This window comes from Nocardioides iriomotensis (genome assembly GCF_004168035.1).
Lineage (GTDB): Bacteria > Actinomycetota > Actinomycetes > Propionibacteriales > Nocardioidaceae > Nocardioides_B > Nocardioides_B iriomotensis.
Genome location: NZ_SDPU01000001.1, coordinates 74,247 through 92,805 on the forward strand (window position 1 = coordinate 74,247; position 18,559 = coordinate 92,805).

The window sequence follows — 18,559 nt, forward strand, 5'->3', positions numbered from 1 at the left end:
CGTCACACAGCGCGCGGGCCGGAACCATGAGTGCCGACCCTGACCCGACCCTGATCCCCCGAGTCGTTGGACCCTCTTCTTTCAGGGCCTTCCCCGATGGTGGCGGGCCGCGCGGAGGACCAGCATTGATGCCATGACCGAGACCCCTCCGCAGCAGGAGACCCAGCCCGGCTCGACCGGGTTCGACCGGGACGCCCTGCGCGACTTCGACCGGCTCCGCCGCAGCACCACCGACCGCAAGATCGCCGGTGTCGCTGGCGGCCTGGGCCGCCACCTCAACATCGACCCCACCATCCTGCGCGTGCTGTTCGTCGTGCTGGTCTTCTTCGGTGGCGCCGGCCTCCTGCTGTACGGCGCCGCCTGGTTGCTCGTCCCGGAGGACGGCTCCGACGAGGCCGCGATCAGCACCAGCCCGTCCACCCGCACGACCGCCCTGGTCGTCGCCGGCGTCATCGGCGTGCTGCTCGTGCTCGGCGACTCCTGGGGCGGCTTCGGCTTCCCGTGGCCGCTCGCGATCATCGCGCTGGTGGTGGTGCTGTTCCTGATCAACAAGGACCGGCCCAAGACGCCCGCCGCGCCGGGCGCCACCACACCCGCGGCTCCGACGAGCACCGGCGTCGGCTGGCCGCAGGCCGACCAGCCCGACGCGGCGAGCTACGACGCTCCCGGCACCACGGGCACGACCGCGCTCGGCTGGGTCGGTGACACGACCAGCGAGCGCCCGGCCGAGGAGAGCACCCCGGGCCAGGTCCCGCCGGCCCCGCCGTACGGCACCGGCTCGTGGGCGCCCACTCCCCCGCCGTACCAGGCGAAGCCGTCCAGGAAGGACCGCGGCCCCAAGCTGTTCGGCATCACCCTCGCCCTCGTCGCTGTCGGCCTCGGCGCGCTCGGCCTGTACGACGCGCTCGGCGGCTCGCCCGTCGACTCGGCCTACCCGGCCGTCGCCCTGACGATCGTCGGCGCGATGCTCCTGGTCGGCGCGTTCGTCGGACGCCCCGGCGGCCTGATCTTCCTCGGCATCGTCGCGGCCCTCGCCCTCGCGGTGAGCAGCGCCGGCGAGGAGTACGGCTGGGACCAGCGCACCGACCGCGTCGAGCGGCCGCAGAGCGCCGCGGCCCTGCCGAGCGAGTACCGCATGAGCGTCGGCAGCATGGTGGTCGACCTCACCGAGATCGACAACCTGCAGGCTCTCGACGGCCGCGACCTCGACATCCAGGCCGGGTTCGGCGAGATCCTCGTGATCGTCCCCGACGGCGTCGACGTGAACGTCGACAGCAGCATCAGCCTCGGCGGTGACATCGCGGTCGGCGACAACGAGCGCAACGGCAACAGCCCGCAACTCACCGACCAGATCGACGGGGGCGTCGACGTCCCCGACATGACCATCGACATCGAGCTGGCCGCCGGCCGCATCGACGTCCACCAGGAGGCAGCGGCATGAGCACCAAGACCCATCCCCTCAGCGTGACCCACCTGGTCGTGGGCCTGGTGTTCCTCGGGATCGCCGGCTCCTGGGCGCTCAACCAGACCGGCCTCATCGACCCCGAGGACATGACCTGGCTGTTCCCGATGGCACTCGTCGTCGCCGGCGGCGTCGGCCTGGTCGCCGCGATGGCCAAGGGCGTCCGCGGCCGCAGGCCGCAGCCGGAGCTCCGCAGCGAGTACGTCGAGACGCCGTACGAGGAGCCGCTGCGCCCCGACTACACCAGCGACCTCGACCGGAAGCTGAACGAGGCCGAGAAGACCACCGTCATCGCCACCGACACCACCCCCATCGACACCTCGGACGAGAACAAGGAGAACGACCGATGAGCCAGCCGATCCACCAGCCCTACAACAGCCCGAAGCGGCTCGTCCGCAGCGACGACGACGCCTGGCTGGGCGGCGTGTGCGGCGGTATCGCGCAGTACACCGGCGTCGACGCCAACCTGATCAGGCTGCTCGTCGCGATCGGAGCGCTGTTCAGCTTCGGCACCCTCGTGGTCGCGTACATCGTCGCCTGGGTGCTGATGCCCAAGGAGTGACCCGCAGCCTGCAGACACCGCGGACACCGACGGACCCCCGAGCCACCCTGAGGCTCGGGGGTCCGCCGCGTCCGGGGAGTCGGGCTCAGCCGGCCCGTCCGGCCCGCTCGGCCAGCCACAAGTCGCGCGCGTCGACCGCGGTGTCGGCGAAGTCCGAGAACACCCCGTCCACCCCGGCGTCGAGGAACGCGTGGATCTCGGCGCGCGCGTCGCCCTTCGCGTTCGGGTCCGTGCCGCGGCGGAAGTCGGTCGCCATGAACTGGTTCTCGTCGCGCATCGTCCACACGTGCACGACCAGGCCGGCGGCGTGCGCGTCGTCGACGACGGCGCTTTGGCCGGTCGTCGCGCCGGTGGCGTCACGCGGCAGGACCCAGTCCTTGTGCGCGCCGAGGCCGTCGGCGTACGTCGCGATCTCGCGCAGCCCCTCGGCGGTGACGAGCTCGGAGTACGGCGTCGGGTCGCCGGCGGCGACGGTGTCGTAGGGCGCGCCGCTCACGTCGACGAGCTGGGCGAGCGTGACCTTCGTGCGGGTGGCGAGGTCCTTGAGGTTCGCGGTCTCGAACGACTGGATGATCACCGGGGACTTCGCCTTGTCGAGGTTGGCCGCGCGCAGCGACCGGAGCAGGGGCTCCTCGAGGGAGAGGCCGATCGAGTCGAAGTACGTCGGGTGCTTGGTCTCCGGGTAGACGCCGATGGTCGTGCCGCGGCGCTTGCTCTCCTCCCTCGCGAGCCGCAGCACCTCGTCGAAGGTCGGGACCTGGAACCGGCCGTCGTAGCGGGTGTTGCCCGGCCGCACCTGCGGAAGCCGCTCCTTGGCGCGCAGGGTGCGCAGCTCGTCGAGGGTGAAGTCCTCGGTGAACCAGCCGGTGACCGGGCGACCGTCGATCGTCTTCGTCGTGCGGCGGTCGGCGAACTCGGGGTGCTCGGCGACGTCGGTCGTGCCGCCGATCTCGTTCTCGTGACGCGCGACGAGCACGCCGTCCTTGGTGGAGACGAGGTCGGGCTCGATGTAGTCGGCGCCCATCTGGATGGCGAGCCGGTAGGCCGCGAGCGTGTGCTCGGGACGGTAGCCGGACGCGCCGCGGTGCGCGATCACCAGCGGCTCGGTCATGCGCGGCGCGACGCCGGGCGTGCCGGAGGCGTGGCCGGGCGCGGCGCTGCCGGCCGGCGCGAGGACGGTGGAGGTGGTCAGGACGGCGGCCATGAGGACGGCTCCCTGCGTGAGGATCTTCCCGAGTCGTGACATGCGCACCATCAACGCGGTCGCCGGTGTCCGCGCCCCGACGTACCGGCGTCGGCAGGGTGAAGAGTGCGAGACCGTGAGTCGCGCCACGTCGCCCGCGGGGGCTGGGGACGCAGGGGATAATTCGGGTGCGGCTGTCGGTGCCGCTGCCTACCGTTTGAGGGGTGCGCCACCTCCCTCTCGACGACCCCGGGACCCCGGACCACCGGTCCCCGGGGAAGTTCCTGCTCTGGCTGATGAAGGGGCAGTGGCGCACCCTGCTGATGGGCATGGTGTTCGGCGTCGTCTGGATGGTCTGCCAGGCCGTGATGCCTGCGGTGATCGGGCACGCGATCGACGACGGCATCGCCGCGCGCGACACGTCGGGGCTGCTGCAGTGGACCGCCGCCATGCTCGGCATCGGCATCCTGCAGGCGGCCTCGGGCATCATGCGGCACCGGTTCGCGGTGACCAACTGGCTGACGGCGGCCTACCGCACGGTGCAGCTCGTCGCGCGCCACGCCACCCACCTCGGCGCGACGCTGCCCAAGCGCGTCGCCACCGGTGAGGTCGTCGCGATCGGCACCAGCGACCTGGCCCACCTCGGCAACGCGATGGACGTGACCGCACGCGCGGCCGGCGCCGTCGTGTCGTTCCTCGTCGTCGCCGTGATCCTGCTCGACACCTCGGTGACGCTCGGGCTCGTCGTGCTGGTCGGCGTCCCCGTCCTGCTGCTGCTCGTCGGTCCCCTGCTCAAGCCGCTGCAGCGCCGCAACATGGCGCAGCGCGAGATGATGGGGCAGCTCTCCAACCTCGCGACCGACATCGTCAGCGGCCTGCGCATCCTGCGCGGCATCGGCGGCGAGCGGGTGTTCCACGAGCGCTACGTCCGCGACTCGCAGAAGGTCCGCGAGGCCGGCGTCCAGGTCGGCCGGCTGCAGTCGTTGCTCGACGCGCTCCAGGTGCTGCTGCCCGGCGTGTTCGTCGTGATCGTCGTGTGGATCGGCGCGCGCTTCGCGGTGCAGCAGCGCATCTCGCCGGGTGAGCTGGTGGCGTTCTACGGCTACGCCGCCTTCCTCATGATCCCGCTGCGCACGTCGACCGAGTTCGCCAACAAGTGGATCCGGGCGTTCGTCGCCGCGCGTCGCGTCGTGCGCGTGCTCGACCTGGAGCCCGAGGTCGGGGAGCCCGACCAGGCCTACCCCGAGCCGTCGACCACCGCCGACCTCGTCGACATCGAGAGCGGGCTGCACGTGCGGCACGGTCTCGTCACCGCGCTCGTCTCGGAGAAGCCCGACGAGACCGCCCTGGTCGCGGACCGGCTCGGCCACTACGCCCCCGGTGAGGTGCGCTGGGGCGACGTGCCGCTCAGCGGGCTCCCGCGCGCCGTCGTCCGACGCCGGATCGTCGTGTCCGACACCGGCAGCACCCTGTTCTCCGGCTCGCTGCGCGAGTCGCTCGACCTGCGCGGGCGCAGCGACGCCGACCTGCTCGCCGCGCTCGGCACCGCGTCGGCCGAGGACGTGCTCGCCGCGGTCACCGACGGTCTCGACACCCCGGTGGCCGAGCGCGGCCGGTCGTTCTCCGGCGGCCAGCGCCAGCGGCTGGTGCTCGCCCGCGTGCTCGCGGCCGACCCCGAGATCCTCGTGCTCGTCGAGCCGACGTCGGCGGTCGACGCCCACACCGAGGCCCGGATCGCCGACCGTCTCGTCGCCCACCGCGCCGGCCGCACCACGGTCGTCACGACCACGAGCCCGCTGCTGCTCGACCGGGTCGACCAGGTGGCGTTCCTGGTCGACGGCCACGTCGTCGCCGTCGGCACCCACCGCGACCTGCTCCGTGACGAGCCCGGCTACCGCGCCGTCGTCACCCGCGAGGTCGAGGACGTCGAGGAGGTCGAGGCATGAGCCAGACGGTCCTGCCCGTCGCCGAGGGGCGTCACGTCGGCCGCTACGTCGTCTCGCTGGCGAAGCGCTACCCACGCATGGTCTGGGGCTCGGCGGCGCTGCACGTCGCCGCTGCCCTGGCCGCACTGGCCGCGCCCCGCCTGCTGGGTGACCTCGTCGAGTCGGTCGAGAAGGGCACCACGGTCGCCGCGGTCGACCGGACCGTGCTGCTGCTGGCCGGGTTCCTGCTGCTGCAGACCGTGCTCACCCGCTACGCCCGCTACCTGTCGTTCGTGACCGGCGAGCGGGTGCTCGCCGAGCTGCGCGAAGACTTCGTCGAGAACACCCTCGCGCTGCCCGTCGGCACGGTCGAGTCCGCCGGGTCGGGCGACCTGCTGACCCGCACGTCGCGCGACGTCGAGCAGCTCGGCTGGTCGGTGCGCTGGGCGCTGCCCGAGTGGCTGATCGCGGTGATCACGGCCGTGCTGACGTTCGCCGCCGCGCTGCTGGTCGGCTGGTGGGTCGCGATCCCCTGCCTGCTGGGCGTGCCACCGCTGGTGGTGGGTCTGCGCTGGTACCTCGCCCGCGCCAAAGACGGCTACCTCCGCGAGTCCGCGTCGTACTCCGTCATGAACGCCTCGCTCACCGAGACGGTCGAGGGCGCCCGCACGGTCGAGGCGCTCGGGCTGGGGCCGGCGCGGCGTGCGCGGATCGACCGCGACATCTCGGGGTCCTACCACGCGGAGAGGTACACCCTGTTCCTGCGCACGGTGTTCTTCCCCTCGGTCGAGGTCGCCTACCTGATCCCGACCGTGGCGACGCTGCTGTTCGGTGGCTGGCTCTACACGCAGGGCTCGGTGTCGCTGGGTGACGTGACCGCGGCGACGCTCTACGTGCAGATGCTGATCGACCCGGTCGACCGGATCGTCAGCATCCTCGACGAGCTGCAGGTGGGCGCGGCCTCGCTCGCGCGCCTGCTCGGCGTCGCGCAGGTGCCGGACGACCGGGTCGCGACCGGCCGGGAGCCTCAGGACGAGCGGATCGACGCCGAGGACGTGCGGTTCTCGTACGTCGACGGCCGCGACGTGCTGCACGGCGTCGACCTCGACGTCGGTGTCGGCGAGCGGATCGCGATGGTCGGCCCCTCCGGCGCCGGCAAGTCGACGCTCGGCCGGCTGCTTGCGGGCATCCACCCACCGCGCACCGGGTCGGTGACCGTCGGCGGCGTGGGCCTGACCGAGCTGCCGCTCACCGACCTCCGCGGTCATGTCGCGCTGGTGACGCAGGAGCACCACGTGTTCGTCGGCACGCTGCGCGACAACCTGGCGCTGGCGCTGCCCGAGGACGCCGAGATCGACGACGAGGTGCTGCTGCGTGCGCTCGACGCCGTCGACGCGCGTGAGTGGGTCGAGGAGCTGCCCGAGGGGCTCGACACGGTCGTGGGCTCGGGCGGACGCGCACTGTCGCCGCCGCAGGCGCAGCAGCTCGCGCTCGCCCGCCTGGTGCTCGCCGACCCGCACACGCTCGTGCTGGACGAGGCGACCTCGCTGATCGACCCGCGGGCGGCCCGGCACCTCGAGCGCTCGCTCGCCGCGGTGCTGGAGGGCCGCACGGTGATCGCGATCGCCCACCGGCTGTTCAGCGCCCACGACGCCGACCGGGTGGCCGTCGTCGAGGACGGCGTGATCACCGAGCTCGGGTCGCACGACGAGCTCGTGGAGCGCGAGGGCTCGTACGCAGCACTGTGGAAGAGCTGGCAGGCCTAGAGGGGAACGTGCTGGCCCCTGCCCCGCGTTCCTCACCCCAGACCTGTTGGCTTCTCGACAGGACCTTCACACTTTCCACACGGCGTTCGTGGGCTTTGCGGTCGTAGCGCCACTTAACCTCCTGGTGTGGGGACAACGAAGGTGCTGGTCGTCGAGGACGAGCAGGTCATCAACCAGGCGGTCGCGGACCGGCTGGTAGCCGAGGGTTTCGACGTGCGGCAGGCGTACGACGGCACCACGGGGGTCGCCGAGGCCGCCAGCTGGTCGCCGGACCTCGTCGTGCTCGACGTGATGCTGCCGGGCCTGGACGGGCACGAGGTGTGCCGTCGCGTGCAGGCCGAGCGGCCGGTGCCGGTGATCATGCTGACCGCCCGCGACGACGAGACCGACGTGCTGGTCGGGCTCGGGGTCGGCGCCGACGACTACCTCACCAAGCCGTTCTCGATGCGCGAGCTCGTCGCCCGGGTGCGCGTGCTGCTCCGCCGCGTCGAGCGTGCCGCCGAGCTCGCCCGGGGAGACCACGGCGACGGCCACCTGACCGTGGGCGACCTGGTGGTCGACCGGTCCGGGCGGCGCGTGCGCGTGGGCGCGGACGACGTACACCTGACGCCGACGGAGTTCGACCTGCTCACCTGCCTGGCCGTGCAGCCGGGCACCGTGCTGTCGCGCGAGGAGCTGCTGCGCGACGTGTGGGGCTGGGCCGACCCGGCCGCCGCCCGGGGCGGGACGCGGACGGTCGACAGCCACGTCCGCAGCCTCCGCGCGAAGATCGGTGCCGACCGCGTCCGGACGGTGCATGGTGTGGGATACGCCCTCGAGGGCGCGCACGACGGAGGCACCCCGCGATGAGACCACTCGACCGGCTCCACTCGATCCGCACCAAGCTCGGCCTGCTGATCGCGGTCACCGTGGCCCTGACAGCGGTGGTGTCGGTGGTCGCGACCGAGCGTGGCGTCAGCCCGTGGGTCACCGTGCCGGTGGCCGTCGTCGTCGCCCTGGCCGTCACGCAGGTGCTGGCGCGTGGCATGACCTCGCCGTTGCGCGAGATGACCGCGGCCGCGCGACGGATGGCGACCGGCGACTACAGCCAGCAGGTCACCGCGACGTCGCAGGACGAGGTCGGCGAGCTCGCCCGCACGTTCAACGCGATGGCGGCCGACCTCGCCCTGGTCGACCGGCAGCGCCGGGACCTGGTGGCCAACGTCTCCCACGAGCTGCGCACCCCCGTGTCGGCGCTGCGGGCGCTGCTGGAGAACCTCGTCGACGGCGTGGTACGCCCGGACGCCGAGCGGCTGCAGGTCGCACTCACCCAGACCGAGCGGCTCGGCCGGCTCGTCACCGACCTGCTCGACCTGTCCCGGCTCGACGCCGGGCTCTCGCAGCTCAACCCGTCGCGGCTGGCGGTGCGGCCGTTCCTCCAGGACGCGGTGAAGGAGGCGCGGCTGGCCGAGCACCCGGTGCGGTACGCCGTCGAGGTCGACCCGTTCGACCTGGTCGTCGTGGCCGACCGGGCCCGGCTGCACCAGCTGCTCGCCAACCTGCTCGACAACGCCGGTCGGCACTCGCCGGTCGGCGGAACCGTTCGCGCGAGGGCCTACCGCGGCAACGGCGGCATGATCCTCGAGGTCGCCGACCAGGGCCCCGGGATCGCTCCCGAGGAGCGCGAGCAGGTCTTCGAACGCTTCACGACCGGTGACTCCTCCGCCGAGAGCGGGACCGGCCTCGGGCTGGCCATCGCCCGGTGGGTCACCGACCTGCACAGCGGCTCGATCGAGGTCGTCGACCGGCCTCGCGGCTGCCTGATCCGCGCTCGCATCCCGCTGACCCAGGAGGTCACAGCATGAGCACTCCCGCCACGCCTGCCGTCCCCGCCCCGGGTCAACCGCCGGCCGCGACCGTCCCGTCCGTCGACGTGTTCGGCGACCTCTGGCCCGACACCGGTGTGCCGGCCCGCCCGGGTGTCGTGGGTGCCGCGCTCGCCGTCGGGCTGCTGGCCGCGCTGGTGATCCCGGAGCGCGAGCCGGGCATCGGCTTCGTGGCCGTGATGCTCGCGATGGGCACCGTGGCGTTCGGGCCGGCGCCGACCCGCCCGTACCTCGTCGCGTCGTTCGCGCTCGCCGTACCGCTGGCGTCGATGTTCGCCGTCCGCGACGCCGCCTGGATCGCGGTGCTCTGCCTGCTGGCCGCCGGGGCGCTCGGCTGCGTCGCGCTGGTCGACGCGCGCTCGGTGCCCGGGATCTTCGCGTCGGCGTTCGCGCCACCGCTCGCCGCGGTGCGCGGGATGCCGTGGCTGGGCCGGACGGTCAAGGGCGTCGGCCGGCTGGGCTCGCTGTGGCCGGTGCTGCGCACCGTCGTGCTGTCGGTGGCCGCGGTGACAGTGTTCGGCGCGCTCTTCGCCTCGGCCGACGCGGTCTTCGCGCGCTGGGCGGACGCGGTGGTGCCGGACCTGACCGTCGACACCCTCGTGCTGCGCGGGTTCCTGCTGGTGGTGGTCGGAGGCATCACGCTGGCCGCGGCGTACGTCGCGCTCAACCCGCCGCGCGTCGAGCGGCTGCACCCCGGCGAGGCCACGCCGGTGGGCCGGACGTTCGAGTGGCTGGTGCCGGTCGGGCTGGTGGTCGCGCTGTACGTCGGCTTCGTGCTGGCGCAGGCGGCGGCCATGTTCGGCGGCCACGCCTACCTGCAGGAGACGACCGGCCTCACCTATGCGGAGTACGTCCACCAGGGGTTCGGCCAGCTCACCGTCGCCACCCTGCTGACGCTCGGCGTCGCCGCTGCCGCCGCTCGCAAGGCGCCACGCGGCACGGCGCGCGAGCGTCTGTTGCTGCGGGTCGCGCTCGGCCTGCTCGGGCTGCTGACGCTGGTGGTCGTGGCGTCCGCGCTGTACCGGATGCACGTCTACGAGGAGGCCTACGGCTTCACCGAGCTGCGGGTGCTGGTGTCGGTGTTCGAGGGCTGGCTCGGCCTGGTCGTGCTGCTGGTGCTGGTGGCCGGCATCCGGCTCGACGGCTGGTGGCTGCCGCGCGCGGCGGTGCTGACCGGGGCGGCGGCGCTGCTCGGGCTGGCACTGCTGAACCCGGACGGGTACGTCGCCGAGCGCAACGTGGAGCGGTACCTCGAGACCGGCAAGATCGACTGGGACTACCTCGCCACGCTCTCGGCGGACGCCGTACCCGCGCTGGAGCAGCTGCCCGCCGACGTCCGGCACTGCGTGCTCGTGCCGGGCACCGAGGACGGGGACGTGATCGCCTGGAACCTCGGCCGGTCTCGCGCGGACGGCACGACGCTCGACGCGAGTGCCGGCTGCCCGTCGAGCTGACCCGCGGCCGGCGGCCTGGGCCGCCGCAACCGGTATGGACCAGCAGGGCCCGCGTGAGGTGACTTCGGGGACTTTCCGCGCATTCCCGGGACAGCCCCTTGAGTCGTCGTGTTCACTTGTACATGAACGGCCGCTGGTGACCCGAGACGCCAGCGGCCGTTCGTCGCGTCCGGGGGTTGTTCACCCGCTGCCCGGCGATCCGCTCCGTGGCGTGCTCAGTGGTCGAGGCCGGAGATCGCGACCCCCGAGCGGGTCTTGTAGCGCTTGTTGACCGAGATCAGCACCGCCGTCAGCGGTTCGAGCTGACGGGCCAGGCGCAGCCGCCCGGCGTCCACGCCGTCGCGACCGGTGACCGTGCGAGCGAGCTCGATGACCTGCTGCTTGGCGTCGACGTCGTCGCCGCAGACCAGGACGTCCTCGTGGTCGAGGTAGTCCGCCTCGCCCCACAGCGTCACCGCCGAGACGTGGTGGAACGCGCCCACCACCCGTGCGGTGGGCACGAGCGTGGCGGCGGACTCGGCGGCCGACCGCTCGAGCGGGAGACCGTAGGGCCCCTGCTTGTCGAAGCCGAGCGGGTTCACGCACGACACCACGACCTTGCCGGCCAGCGCGTCGGCCAGTGAGGCGACCAGCTCGTCGTGCCCGTCGTAGGGCACGGCGAGCAGCACCAGCCCGGCCTGCGCCGCGGCGTCTGCGTTGGCCGCGCCGGTCACGTCGGCCTCAGGCAGCCGCTCCCGGATCGCGGCGGCCGCCTCGTCGGCGCGGTCCGCCACACGGGAGCCGAGCACTACGCCGTACCCGTGCCGGGCGAAGCGGTAGGCCAGACCCTTGCCCTGCGGGCCGGTGCCGCCGACGACGGCGATGCGGGGTGTGCTCACGGGACTCCTCCTCGGCGGTCCTTGCAGGCGGGCCGCTCGTTCGCGATCATGACAGTGTTGGTGTCACGGTTACCAGGGCCAGTAGAGGACAGTGATGAAGCTCTCGACCATGCTGATGTACGCCGGCAACCCCCGCGAGGCGGCCGACCAGGTCTCCTCCTGGGAGCAGGCCGGGCTGGACACCGTGTGGGTGGCCGAAGCCTACGGATTCGACTCGCCGACGCTCATGGGCTACCTCGCCGCGCGGACCGAGACGGTCGAGATCGGATCGGCGATCCTCAACATCTACTCGCGCACGCCGGGTGCCCTCGCGCAGACCGCCGCCGGCCTCGACAACGTCAGCGGCGGCCGCGCGATCCTCGGGCTCGGCGCGTCCGGCCCGCAGGTGATCGAGGGCTGGCACGGGCTGCCCTACGACAAGCCGCTGACCCGCACCCGCGAGGTCGTCGAGATCGTGCGCCGCGCGATCCGCCGCGAGACGATCGACTTCCACGGCAAGGTGTTCGACCTGCCACTGCCGAGCGACCAGGGGCTCGGGCTCGGCAAGCCGCTGAAGATGCTGACGAAGCCGGAGCGCTCGTCCATCCCGATCTACGTCGCGGCGCTGGGCGAGAAGAACGTCGCCGGGACGGCGGAGTACGCCGACGGCTGGCTGCCGTTCATGTACGCCCCCGAGATGGCCGAGTCGGTCTGGGGCGCGTCGCTGCGCACCGGGACCGCCAAGCGGCCCGACGACCTCGCGCCGCTGGAGGTGGTGGCCGGCGGCATGGTCGCGATCGGCGACGACGTGAAGGGGATGCTCGACTTCGCCCGGCCGATGTTCGCGCTCTACATCGGGGGCATGGGCGCGCGGGGCAAGAACTTCTACAACACCCTGTGCCGCCAGTACGGCTACGAGAAGGAGGCCGAGGAGATCCAGGAGCTGTACCTCGGTGGCAACAAGCGCGACGCGGAGTCCGTCGTACCGCTCGAGCTGCTGGAGATGTGCAACCTCGTCGGGCCCGAGGGCTACGTCAAGGAGCGGATCGAGGCGTTCCGCGAGTCCGGCGTGACCAACCTGCAGGTGATGCCGGCGACCGACGACCCGGCGGCGACGATCCGACAGCTGAAGGAGTGGGTGTCCTGATGAGTGGTCTCGAGCGACCGCTGCTGACCGGGGAGCACGAGGCGTTCCGCCAGACCGTGCGCACGTTCGTCGAGAAGGAGGTGCTCCCCCACCACGCCCAGTGGGAGCAGGACGGCATCGTGCCGCGCGAGCTCTGGACGAAGGCCGGTGCGCAGGGGCTGCTCTGCTTCGACGTCCCCGAGGAGTACGGCGGCCCGGGGGTGCGCGACTTCCGCTACAACATGGTGATGGCCGAGGAGCTCACCAAGGCCGGCGCCAACGGACCGGGCTTCCCCGTCCACACCGACATCATCGTCCCGTACCTCACCGGCCTCGGCACCGACGAGCAGAAGCAGCGCTGGCTCCCCGGCTGCGTCAGCGGCGAGACCGTCACCGCGATCGCGATGACCGAGCCCGGCGCCGGCAGCGACCTGCAGGGCATCCGGACGAACGCGGTCGACAAGGGCGACCACTACGTGCTCAACGGCGCCAAGACCTTCATCAGCAACGGCATCCTGGCCGACCTCGTGATCGTGGTCGCGCGCACCGACTCCCCCGACGCGCGTGAGGGGCACAAGGGCATCAGCCTGCTCGTCGTCGAGCGCGGCATGGAGGGGTTCGAGCGCGGGCGCAACCTCGACAAGATGGGGCTCAAGGCGCAGGACACCGCCGAGCTGTTCTTCGACGACGTCGTCGTGCCCAAGGCGAACCGCCTCGGCGAGGAGGGCTCCGGCTTCATCTCGCTGATGGTGAACCTGCCGCAGGAGCGGCTCTCGATCGCGTGCATCGCGGCCGCGGCCTGCGAGGCGATCCTCGACATGTGCCTCTCCTACGCCAAGGAGCGCGAGGCGTTCGGCCGCCCGATCGGGAAGTTCCAGCACAACCGGTTCCTCGTCGCCGAGATGGCGACCGAGGCCCGTATCGCCCGGGTGTTCGTCGACGACTGCGTGCGGCTGCACAACGAGGGCAAGCTCGACCCCTCGATGGCCGCGATGGCGAAGTGGTGGACGACCGAGCTGCAGAACAAGCTGGCCGACCGGGCGGTCCAGCTGCACGGCGGCTACGGCTACATGAACGAGTACCCGGTCGCCCGCGCGTTCGTCGACAGCCGGATCCAGACGATCTACGGCGGCACGACGGAGATCCAGAAGGAGATCATCGGACGCTCGCTCGGGCTCTGACCAGCGTCTGTCCCGGGTTGCCCCGACCGAACCAGTCGTCACCACTCGACCGGGGTGGTCGCGAGGCCGACGGCGCTGTCGAGCGTCGACGGGCCCGCGCCGCTACGCTCTTCGGGCGATGCGCGCGGGCTGAGCCCTCGTAGGCTCGACGAGTCGGCCCTTCATTGGTCGGCGGGAGCGGGGGGCCATGGCACTGGGGGACGACCGAAGCCACCGGCTGATCCGCGCGGCGGCCGGGTCGGCCTGTGCGGCCCTCGTCCTGGCGGGCTGTACCTCCGACGGAGGTGCCAGGGAGGACACCGCCGGCAGCGGCACGGACGCCGCGGCCCCCGCGAAGGCGTGTGGCGGGAGGCTGCCGGCCTTCCCCGGCGCCGAAGGGTTCGGGTGCGCGACACCGGGCGGACGAGGCGGTCAGGTCCTCACGGTCACGAACCTCGACGACTCCGGTCCAGGCAGCCTCCGCGAAGCCCTGGAGGCATCGGGCAAGCGGGTCGTGGTGTTCGCGGTGTCGGGCACCATCGACGTCCGCGAGCAGATCGTGATCGACGACCCGTACCTCACCGTGGCCGGCCAGACCGCGCCCGGCGGCGGCATCACCCTCAAGGCCGCCGACGACAACGCCAGCGGGCTCGTCGACGTCAGCACCCACGACGTGGTCATCCGCTTCATGCGGTTCCGCACGGGGGCACCGACCTCCGTCGAGGGCGACAACCTTGACGGCATCAACATCTGGCGGGACGACGGCCACGACGTGATCATCGACCACAACTCGTTCAGCTGGGCGGTGGACGAGAACGCGAGCATCTGGGACAACGCCCACGACATCACCTTCTCCTGGAACATCATCGCCCAGGGCCTGCGCGAGTCCACCCACTCCGACGGGGAGCACAGCAAGGGTCTGCTGGTCAGCGGTGACGCGACCGAGGACATCAGCGTCCACCACAACCTGTTCGTCCACAACACCGCCCGCAACCCGCAGGTGACCAGCCCCGGACGCATCCAGGTCGTCAACAACGTGATCTTCAACTACGGCGACTCCGCGCTCCAGACCTCGAACCCGTACGGTCCGCCCCAGGTGGAGATCGTGGGCAACTACTTCAAGGCGGGCCCCGACAGCGACCCCGACCGGTACGAGATCGACGCCTACCCGATCGAGGAGGCAGGCGAGTGGCACCTGCACCTCAGGGGCAACGTCGGACCGCACGGAAGCGCCGACGGCCCGCAGACCGACCTGGTCTCGCCCGAGGACCGCGGCCTCATCGTGGAAGCCGCTCCGCTGGACCTGCCCGCTGTCTCCACGACAGACGCGGAGCAGGCGCTCGAGGACGTCCTGATGGGTGCCGGCGCCAGGGTCCCCTACCTCGACCCGGTCGACGCGCAGATGATCGACGACGTGCACGACGAGCGTGGCGGGATGATCAACGACGTGTCCGAGGTCGGCGGCTGGCCGGACCTCCCCGCTGAGGAGCCGCCGGCCGACGAGGACTCCGACGGCATGCCGGACACGTGGGAGACGGCGCACGACCTCGACCCCGGCACCGACGACAGCGCGGACGACCGTGATGGTGACGGGTACACGAACGTCGAGGAGTACGTCAACGACCTCGTCCCCCGGTGAGCGCCGCCCGCGTCACGATGCCTGATCGGCCAGGAATCGGGCACTCGGTGGAAGACCCCCTTGGGTAACCTCCCCGCCGCGGGCACCTGGAGCAGCACGGGTGCCCGCGGCGGCTTCACACGTGGGCCGGCAGAGGTTCGTCGTGCAGGAGCCGCTGGTAGAGGTGGTGGTCCTGCCAGTCGCCGGCGATGAACAGGAACCCCGGCGCGGTGCCGTACTGCTCGAAGCCCGCGCCCAGCAACACCTTCTGCGACGCGACGTTGGCGATCATCGTGCCGGCGTCGACGCGGTGCAGGCCCATCGCCAGCGCCTGGGCACAGGCGTGCTCGACCGCCGCCGACGCCAGGCCGCGGCGGGTGTGCTGCTGGTCGACCCAGTAGCCGACCGACCCGCTCTGCAGCACGCCGCGGACGATGTTGTTGATGTTGACCCGGCCGACGACGTCGTCCCCGTGCGTGATCACCCAGGCAGCCAGCAGCCCGCCCTCGACGAGGCTGAGCTGGCGGGCGAGTGCCTCCCGCTGACCGTCGGTGGTGTAGTACTCCGGCGGGCGGACCGGGTCCCAGCGGTCGAGGTGCGCCCGGTTGCGGTCGTACGCCGCGGCGAGCGCGGCGGCGTCGTCGATGCGCAGCTCGCGGATGACGTAGCCCTCCGGCAGCGCGCTCCGGACGGCGGTGTCAGCAGGCGTCACGGCGGTAGCCCTTCTGGTCGGGGAGCCGCAGGTCGCGGTCGCGAAGGACGATCGGCCAGACAGGGCCACGCAGCGCGCAGGCCTCACGGAACGCGGCCCGGCCGTCGTCGGCGTACTCGACCTCGAGGACGGCGCGACCGTAGGCGGCTCGGTAGCGGCCGCACTCGTCGTAGACCTGGCAGTCCTCGGCGACGGCCAGGTCGAAGCCGACCGCCCGGGCCGTGGCCGCCGGCAGCTCGGCGAGGTTCTTCTGCGCCACGGCAAGGCCGTGCCGGTGGCCCGCACGCACGACCAGCGTGGCGAGCGCGAGGTTCTGCCGGCGCCTCAGCAGGCCTTCCGAGCGCGTGAAGGAGTCGAGGTTGTCCGGCTCGACCGCGTCGAAGCCGTCGCGCGCACAGCCGGCGACCCAGCGGTCGAGCACCGCGGCGATGCGGGTCCGCTTCGCCGCCGTCCGCGTGTCGAGCAGCGCCTCGTCGGGCCAGCCCGGGTCGCGGACCAGGCGGCCGCGCTCGCGCAGCAGCAGGCCGGGATGCTCACGCCGCCACCAGGACAGCGCGCCGGGCTGGGTCTGGAACGCGTTGACGTAGCAGAGGTTGTAGGCGCCCGGTGCCGGCTCGTCGGTGCGGTCGCGCACGACGATGCCGGCGGCGACGTCGTACCCGCCGGAGAGCTGGTAGTCGACGTCGGCGTCGGGGTCGAACAGCACCGGCGCGCCCGAGGCGGGAGCGAACGGGACGAGAAGGGGGGCAATCAGGAGGACGAGGACGAACCGGACGTGACGGGCCACGCCGGGCATCGTCCCACGGTCACGGACGGGCCGGGTGGTGACGCTGGGTCGGGATCCGCGGCCGTTCCAGCGTGGCCAGGAAGCTGTCGACCGTCTCTCGTTCGCGGCGGGCCTTCGCGTTGGCGATGGCGGCGCGCTGGGCGTTGCGCCGCGACCCGTCCTGCGAACGCACCCCCCACGCGACCACGAGGTCGAGGGGACGGAGAGCGCGCACGATTTCCTCAGGGGTTCGGGGTTGGGGACCCGACCGAGCCTAGGTCGGTCCCGTCCGCGACACATGACCTTTTCGGACCAGATCCGCTAGTCGCGCCCCGATCTCGGAGTGGTCAGAATGGGCCAGGATGCGCTGACTCGCCCGGTTTGAGAGGGCAAGATGCGCCGACTCGCGAGGTTCCGGGGTGGGCTACTCCCACTCGATGGTGCCGGGGGGCTTGCTCGTGATGTCGACGGTCACCCGGTTGACCTCACGGACCTCGTTGGTGATCCGGGTGGAGATCGTCTCGAGCACGTCGTAGGGCAGCCGGGCCCAGTCGGCGGTCATGGCGTCCTCGGAGGTCACCGGCCGCAGCACGACGGGGTGGCCGTAGGTGCGTCCGTCGCCCTGCACGCCGACGGAGCGTACGTCGGCGAGCAGCACGACCGGGAACTGCCAGATGTCGCGGTCGAGGCCGGCGCGGGTGAGCTCCTCGCGCGCGATGGCGTCGGCCTCGCGCAGGATCTCCAGGCGGTCGTGGGTGACCTCGCCGATGATCCGGATGCCAAGGCCCGGGCCGGGGAACGGGTGGCGCCAGACGATCTCGGCCGGGAGACCGAGCTGCTCGCCGACGAGGCGGACCTCGTCCTTGAACAGCGTGCGCAGCGGCTCGACGAGCTCGAACTCGAGGTCCTCGGGCAGGCCGCCGACATTGTGGTGCGACTTGATGTTGGAGGTGCCCGCGCCGCCGCCGGACTCGACCACGTCGGGGTAGAGCGTGCCCTGGACGAGGAACTGGACCTTCTCGCCGTGCGCTGCGGCGTCCCCGACGATCTCGGCCTCGGCGGCCTCGAAGACCCTGATGAACTCGCGGCCGATGATCTTGCGCTTCGCCTCCGGGTCGCTGACCCCGGAGAGCGCGTCGAGGAACCGCTTCTGGGCGTCGACGACGTGCAGGGAGACGCCGGTGGCGGCGACGAAGTCGCGCTCGACCTGTTCGGCCTCGCCCTTGCGGAGCAGGCCGTGGTCGACGAAGACGCAGGTGAGCCGGTCACCGATCGCGCGCTGCACGAGCGCCGCGGCCACCGCGGAGTCGACACCGCCGGAGAGGCCGCAGATCGCGCGGCGGTCGCCGATCTGGTCGCGGATCCGCGCGACCTGCTCCTCGACGATGTTGACCATCGTCCAGGTCGGGCGGCAGCCGGCGATGTGGTGCAGGAAGTGCTCGAGGACGGCCTGGCCGTGCTCCGTGTGCATGACCTCGGGGTGCCACTGCACGCCGGCCATCTTGAGCTCGAGGTTCTCGAACGCCGCGACCGGTGTCGAGGCTGTGCTGGCCAGCACGTCCCAGCCGGGCGGGGCCGCGACGACGCTGTCGCCGTGGCTCATCCAGACCTTGTGCTCGGCCGGGACCTCGGCGAGCAGCGTGCCCGGGGCGGAGACCGTGACGGGCGTGCGTCCGTACTCCGAGCGGCCGGTGCGGCGTACCTCTCCCCCGAGGTTCAGCGCCATCGCCTGGAAGCCGTAGCACATCCCGAACACCGGCACGCCGGCCTCGAAGACGGCGGCGTCGACGTTCGGCGCGCCGGGCTCGTAGACCGACGAGGGGCCGCCGGACAGGACGATCGCCTTCGGGTTGCGGGCGAGCATCTCGGCGACCGGCATGGTGTGCGGGACGATCTCGGAGTACACCCGGGCCTCGCGCACGCGGCGGGCGATGAGCTGGGCGTACTGCGCCCCGAAGTCGACGACGAGGACCAGGTCGTGGTCGGTGGTCACGGGCAGCCTTTCTTGGGCCTCGCGGGGCCGTACGGACGGCGGCTGGAGCCCCGATCGTATCGCCCGGAAAATTCTTCATCGGACGCCGTAACCCCCCTGGACCGGGGTCG

General features: G+C 72.1%; 17 protein-coding genes. 11 read left to right on the forward strand and 6 right to left on the reverse strand.

What is annotated here, in order from left to right; translation table 11 throughout:
* Window positions 1-133: 133 nt before the first annotated feature.
* The 3 genes from ETU37_RS00380 to ETU37_RS00390 are packed head-to-tail and all read left to right on the forward strand — an operon-like array spanning window position 134 to window position 2,024.
* Entirely contained in the window at window positions 134-1,441 is a 1,308-nt protein-coding gene (locus tag ETU37_RS00380) for a PspC domain-containing protein (protein WP_129984895.1), read from the forward strand.
* A complete protein-coding gene (locus ETU37_RS00385) occupies window positions 1,438-1,812 on the forward strand; it encodes a hypothetical protein (protein WP_129984896.1) in 375 nt (124 codons plus the stop codon). Before ETU37_RS00380 ends, ETU37_RS00385 begins: the two co-directional genes overlap by 4 nt.
* A complete protein-coding gene (locus tag ETU37_RS00390) occupies window positions 1,809-2,024 on the forward strand; it encodes a PspC domain-containing protein (RefSeq protein WP_129984897.1) in 216 nt (71 codons plus the stop codon). The genes ETU37_RS00385 and ETU37_RS00390 overlap by 4 nt, the downstream gene beginning before the upstream one ends.
* 85 nt (window positions 2,025-2,109) lie before the next feature.
* Here the strand turns inward: ETU37_RS00390 and ETU37_RS00395 are convergent, their stop codons facing one another.
* The gene (locus ETU37_RS00395; RefSeq protein ID WP_240755451.1) at window positions 2,110-3,270 is read right to left on the reverse strand and encodes a glycerophosphodiester phosphodiesterase; all 1,161 of its coding nucleotides are present in this window, start codon (window positions 3,268-3,270) and stop codon (window positions 2,110-2,112) included.
* Window positions 3,271-3,431: 161 nt separating this feature from the next.
* Here ETU37_RS00395 and ETU37_RS00400 point away from each other — a divergent pair, with 161 nt between their 5' ends.
* The 5 genes from ETU37_RS00400 (at window position 3,432) to ETU37_RS00420 (ending at window position 10,217) form a co-directional block, all read left to right on the forward strand.
* The gene (locus ETU37_RS00400) at window positions 3,432-5,153 is read left to right on the forward strand and encodes an ABC transporter ATP-binding protein (protein WP_206053601.1); all 1,722 of its coding nucleotides are present in this window, start codon (window positions 3,432-3,434) and stop codon (window positions 5,151-5,153) included.
* Entirely contained in the window at window positions 5,150-6,898 is a 1,749-nt protein-coding gene (locus tag ETU37_RS00405; protein WP_129984898.1) for an ABC transporter ATP-binding protein, read from the forward strand. Before ETU37_RS00400 ends, ETU37_RS00405 begins: the two co-directional genes overlap by 4 nt.
* Before the next feature lie 126 nt (window positions 6,899-7,024).
* Entirely contained in the window at window positions 7,025-7,747 is a 723-nt protein-coding gene (locus tag ETU37_RS00410; protein ID WP_129984899.1) for a response regulator transcription factor, read from the forward strand.
* On the forward strand, window positions 7,744-8,742 hold the full coding sequence (locus ETU37_RS00415; RefSeq protein WP_129984900.1) for a HAMP domain-containing sensor histidine kinase: 999 nt from the start codon (window positions 7,744-7,746) through the stop codon (window positions 8,740-8,742). The genes ETU37_RS00410 and ETU37_RS00415 overlap by 4 nt, the downstream gene beginning before the upstream one ends.
* Window positions 8,739-10,217: a DUF4153 domain-containing protein gene (locus tag ETU37_RS00420; RefSeq protein WP_129984901.1), complete on the forward strand. Its 1,479-nt coding sequence runs from the start codon at window positions 8,739-8,741 to the stop codon at window positions 10,215-10,217. Before ETU37_RS00415 ends, ETU37_RS00420 begins: the two co-directional genes overlap by 4 nt.
* Before the next feature lie 215 nt (window positions 10,218-10,432).
* Here ETU37_RS00420 and npdG read toward each other — a convergent pair whose 3' ends face one another.
* Window positions 10,433-11,122, reverse strand: a complete 690-nt coding sequence (npdG, locus tag ETU37_RS00425; RefSeq protein WP_420819088.1) for an NADPH-dependent F420 reductase — start codon at window positions 11,120-11,122, stop codon at window positions 10,433-10,435.
* A gap of 67 nt (window positions 11,123-11,189) precedes the next feature.
* Here npdG and ETU37_RS00430 point away from each other — a divergent pair, with 67 nt between their 5' ends.
* The 3 genes from ETU37_RS00430 to ETU37_RS00445 all read left to right on the forward strand — a co-directional run bounded on the left by ETU37_RS00430 (window position 11,190) and on the right by ETU37_RS00445 (window position 14,999).
* Window positions 11,190-12,221, forward strand: a complete 1,032-nt coding sequence (locus ETU37_RS00430; RefSeq protein WP_129984903.1) for an LLM class F420-dependent oxidoreductase — start codon at window positions 11,190-11,192, stop codon at window positions 12,219-12,221.
* Window positions 12,221-13,381, forward strand: coding sequence for an acyl-CoA dehydrogenase family protein (locus tag ETU37_RS00435; RefSeq protein ID WP_129984904.1), 1,161 nt, complete (start codon window positions 12,221-12,223; stop codon window positions 13,379-13,381). The genes ETU37_RS00430 and ETU37_RS00435 overlap by 1 nt, the downstream gene beginning before the upstream one ends.
* A gap of 187 nt (window positions 13,382-13,568) precedes the next feature.
* Complete coding sequence (locus tag ETU37_RS00445; protein WP_165372332.1) at window positions 13,569-14,999, forward strand: pectate lyase family protein; 1,431 nt, start codon at window positions 13,569-13,571, stop codon at window positions 14,997-14,999.
* Window positions 15,000-15,114: 115 nt separating this feature from the next.
* Here the strand turns inward: ETU37_RS00445 and ETU37_RS00450 are convergent, their stop codons facing one another.
* The 4 genes from ETU37_RS00450 to guaA all read right to left on the reverse strand — a co-directional run bounded on the left by ETU37_RS00450 (window position 15,115) and on the right by guaA (window position 18,449).
* Window positions 15,115-15,690, reverse strand: coding sequence for a GNAT family N-acetyltransferase (locus tag ETU37_RS00450; protein WP_129984907.1), 576 nt, complete (start codon window positions 15,688-15,690; stop codon window positions 15,115-15,117).
* Window positions 15,677-16,477, reverse strand: a complete 801-nt coding sequence (locus ETU37_RS00455; RefSeq protein WP_206053603.1) for an endo alpha-1,4 polygalactosaminidase — start codon at window positions 16,475-16,477, stop codon at window positions 15,677-15,679. Before ETU37_RS00455 ends, ETU37_RS00450 begins: the two co-directional genes overlap by 14 nt.
* Window positions 16,478-16,496: 19 nt before the next feature.
* On the reverse strand, window positions 16,497-16,691 hold the full coding sequence (locus tag ETU37_RS00460; RefSeq protein ID WP_129984909.1) for a hypothetical protein: 195 nt from the start codon (window positions 16,689-16,691) through the stop codon (window positions 16,497-16,499).
* 189 nt (window positions 16,692-16,880) lie between these two features.
* Window positions 16,881-18,449 carry a glutamine-hydrolyzing GMP synthase gene (guaA, locus tag ETU37_RS00465; RefSeq protein ID WP_206053609.1) on the reverse strand — a complete coding sequence of 523 codons (1,569 nt, stop codon included), beginning with the start codon at window positions 18,447-18,449 and terminating at the stop codon, window positions 16,881-16,883.
* Window positions 18,450-18,559 lie beyond the last annotated feature (110 nt).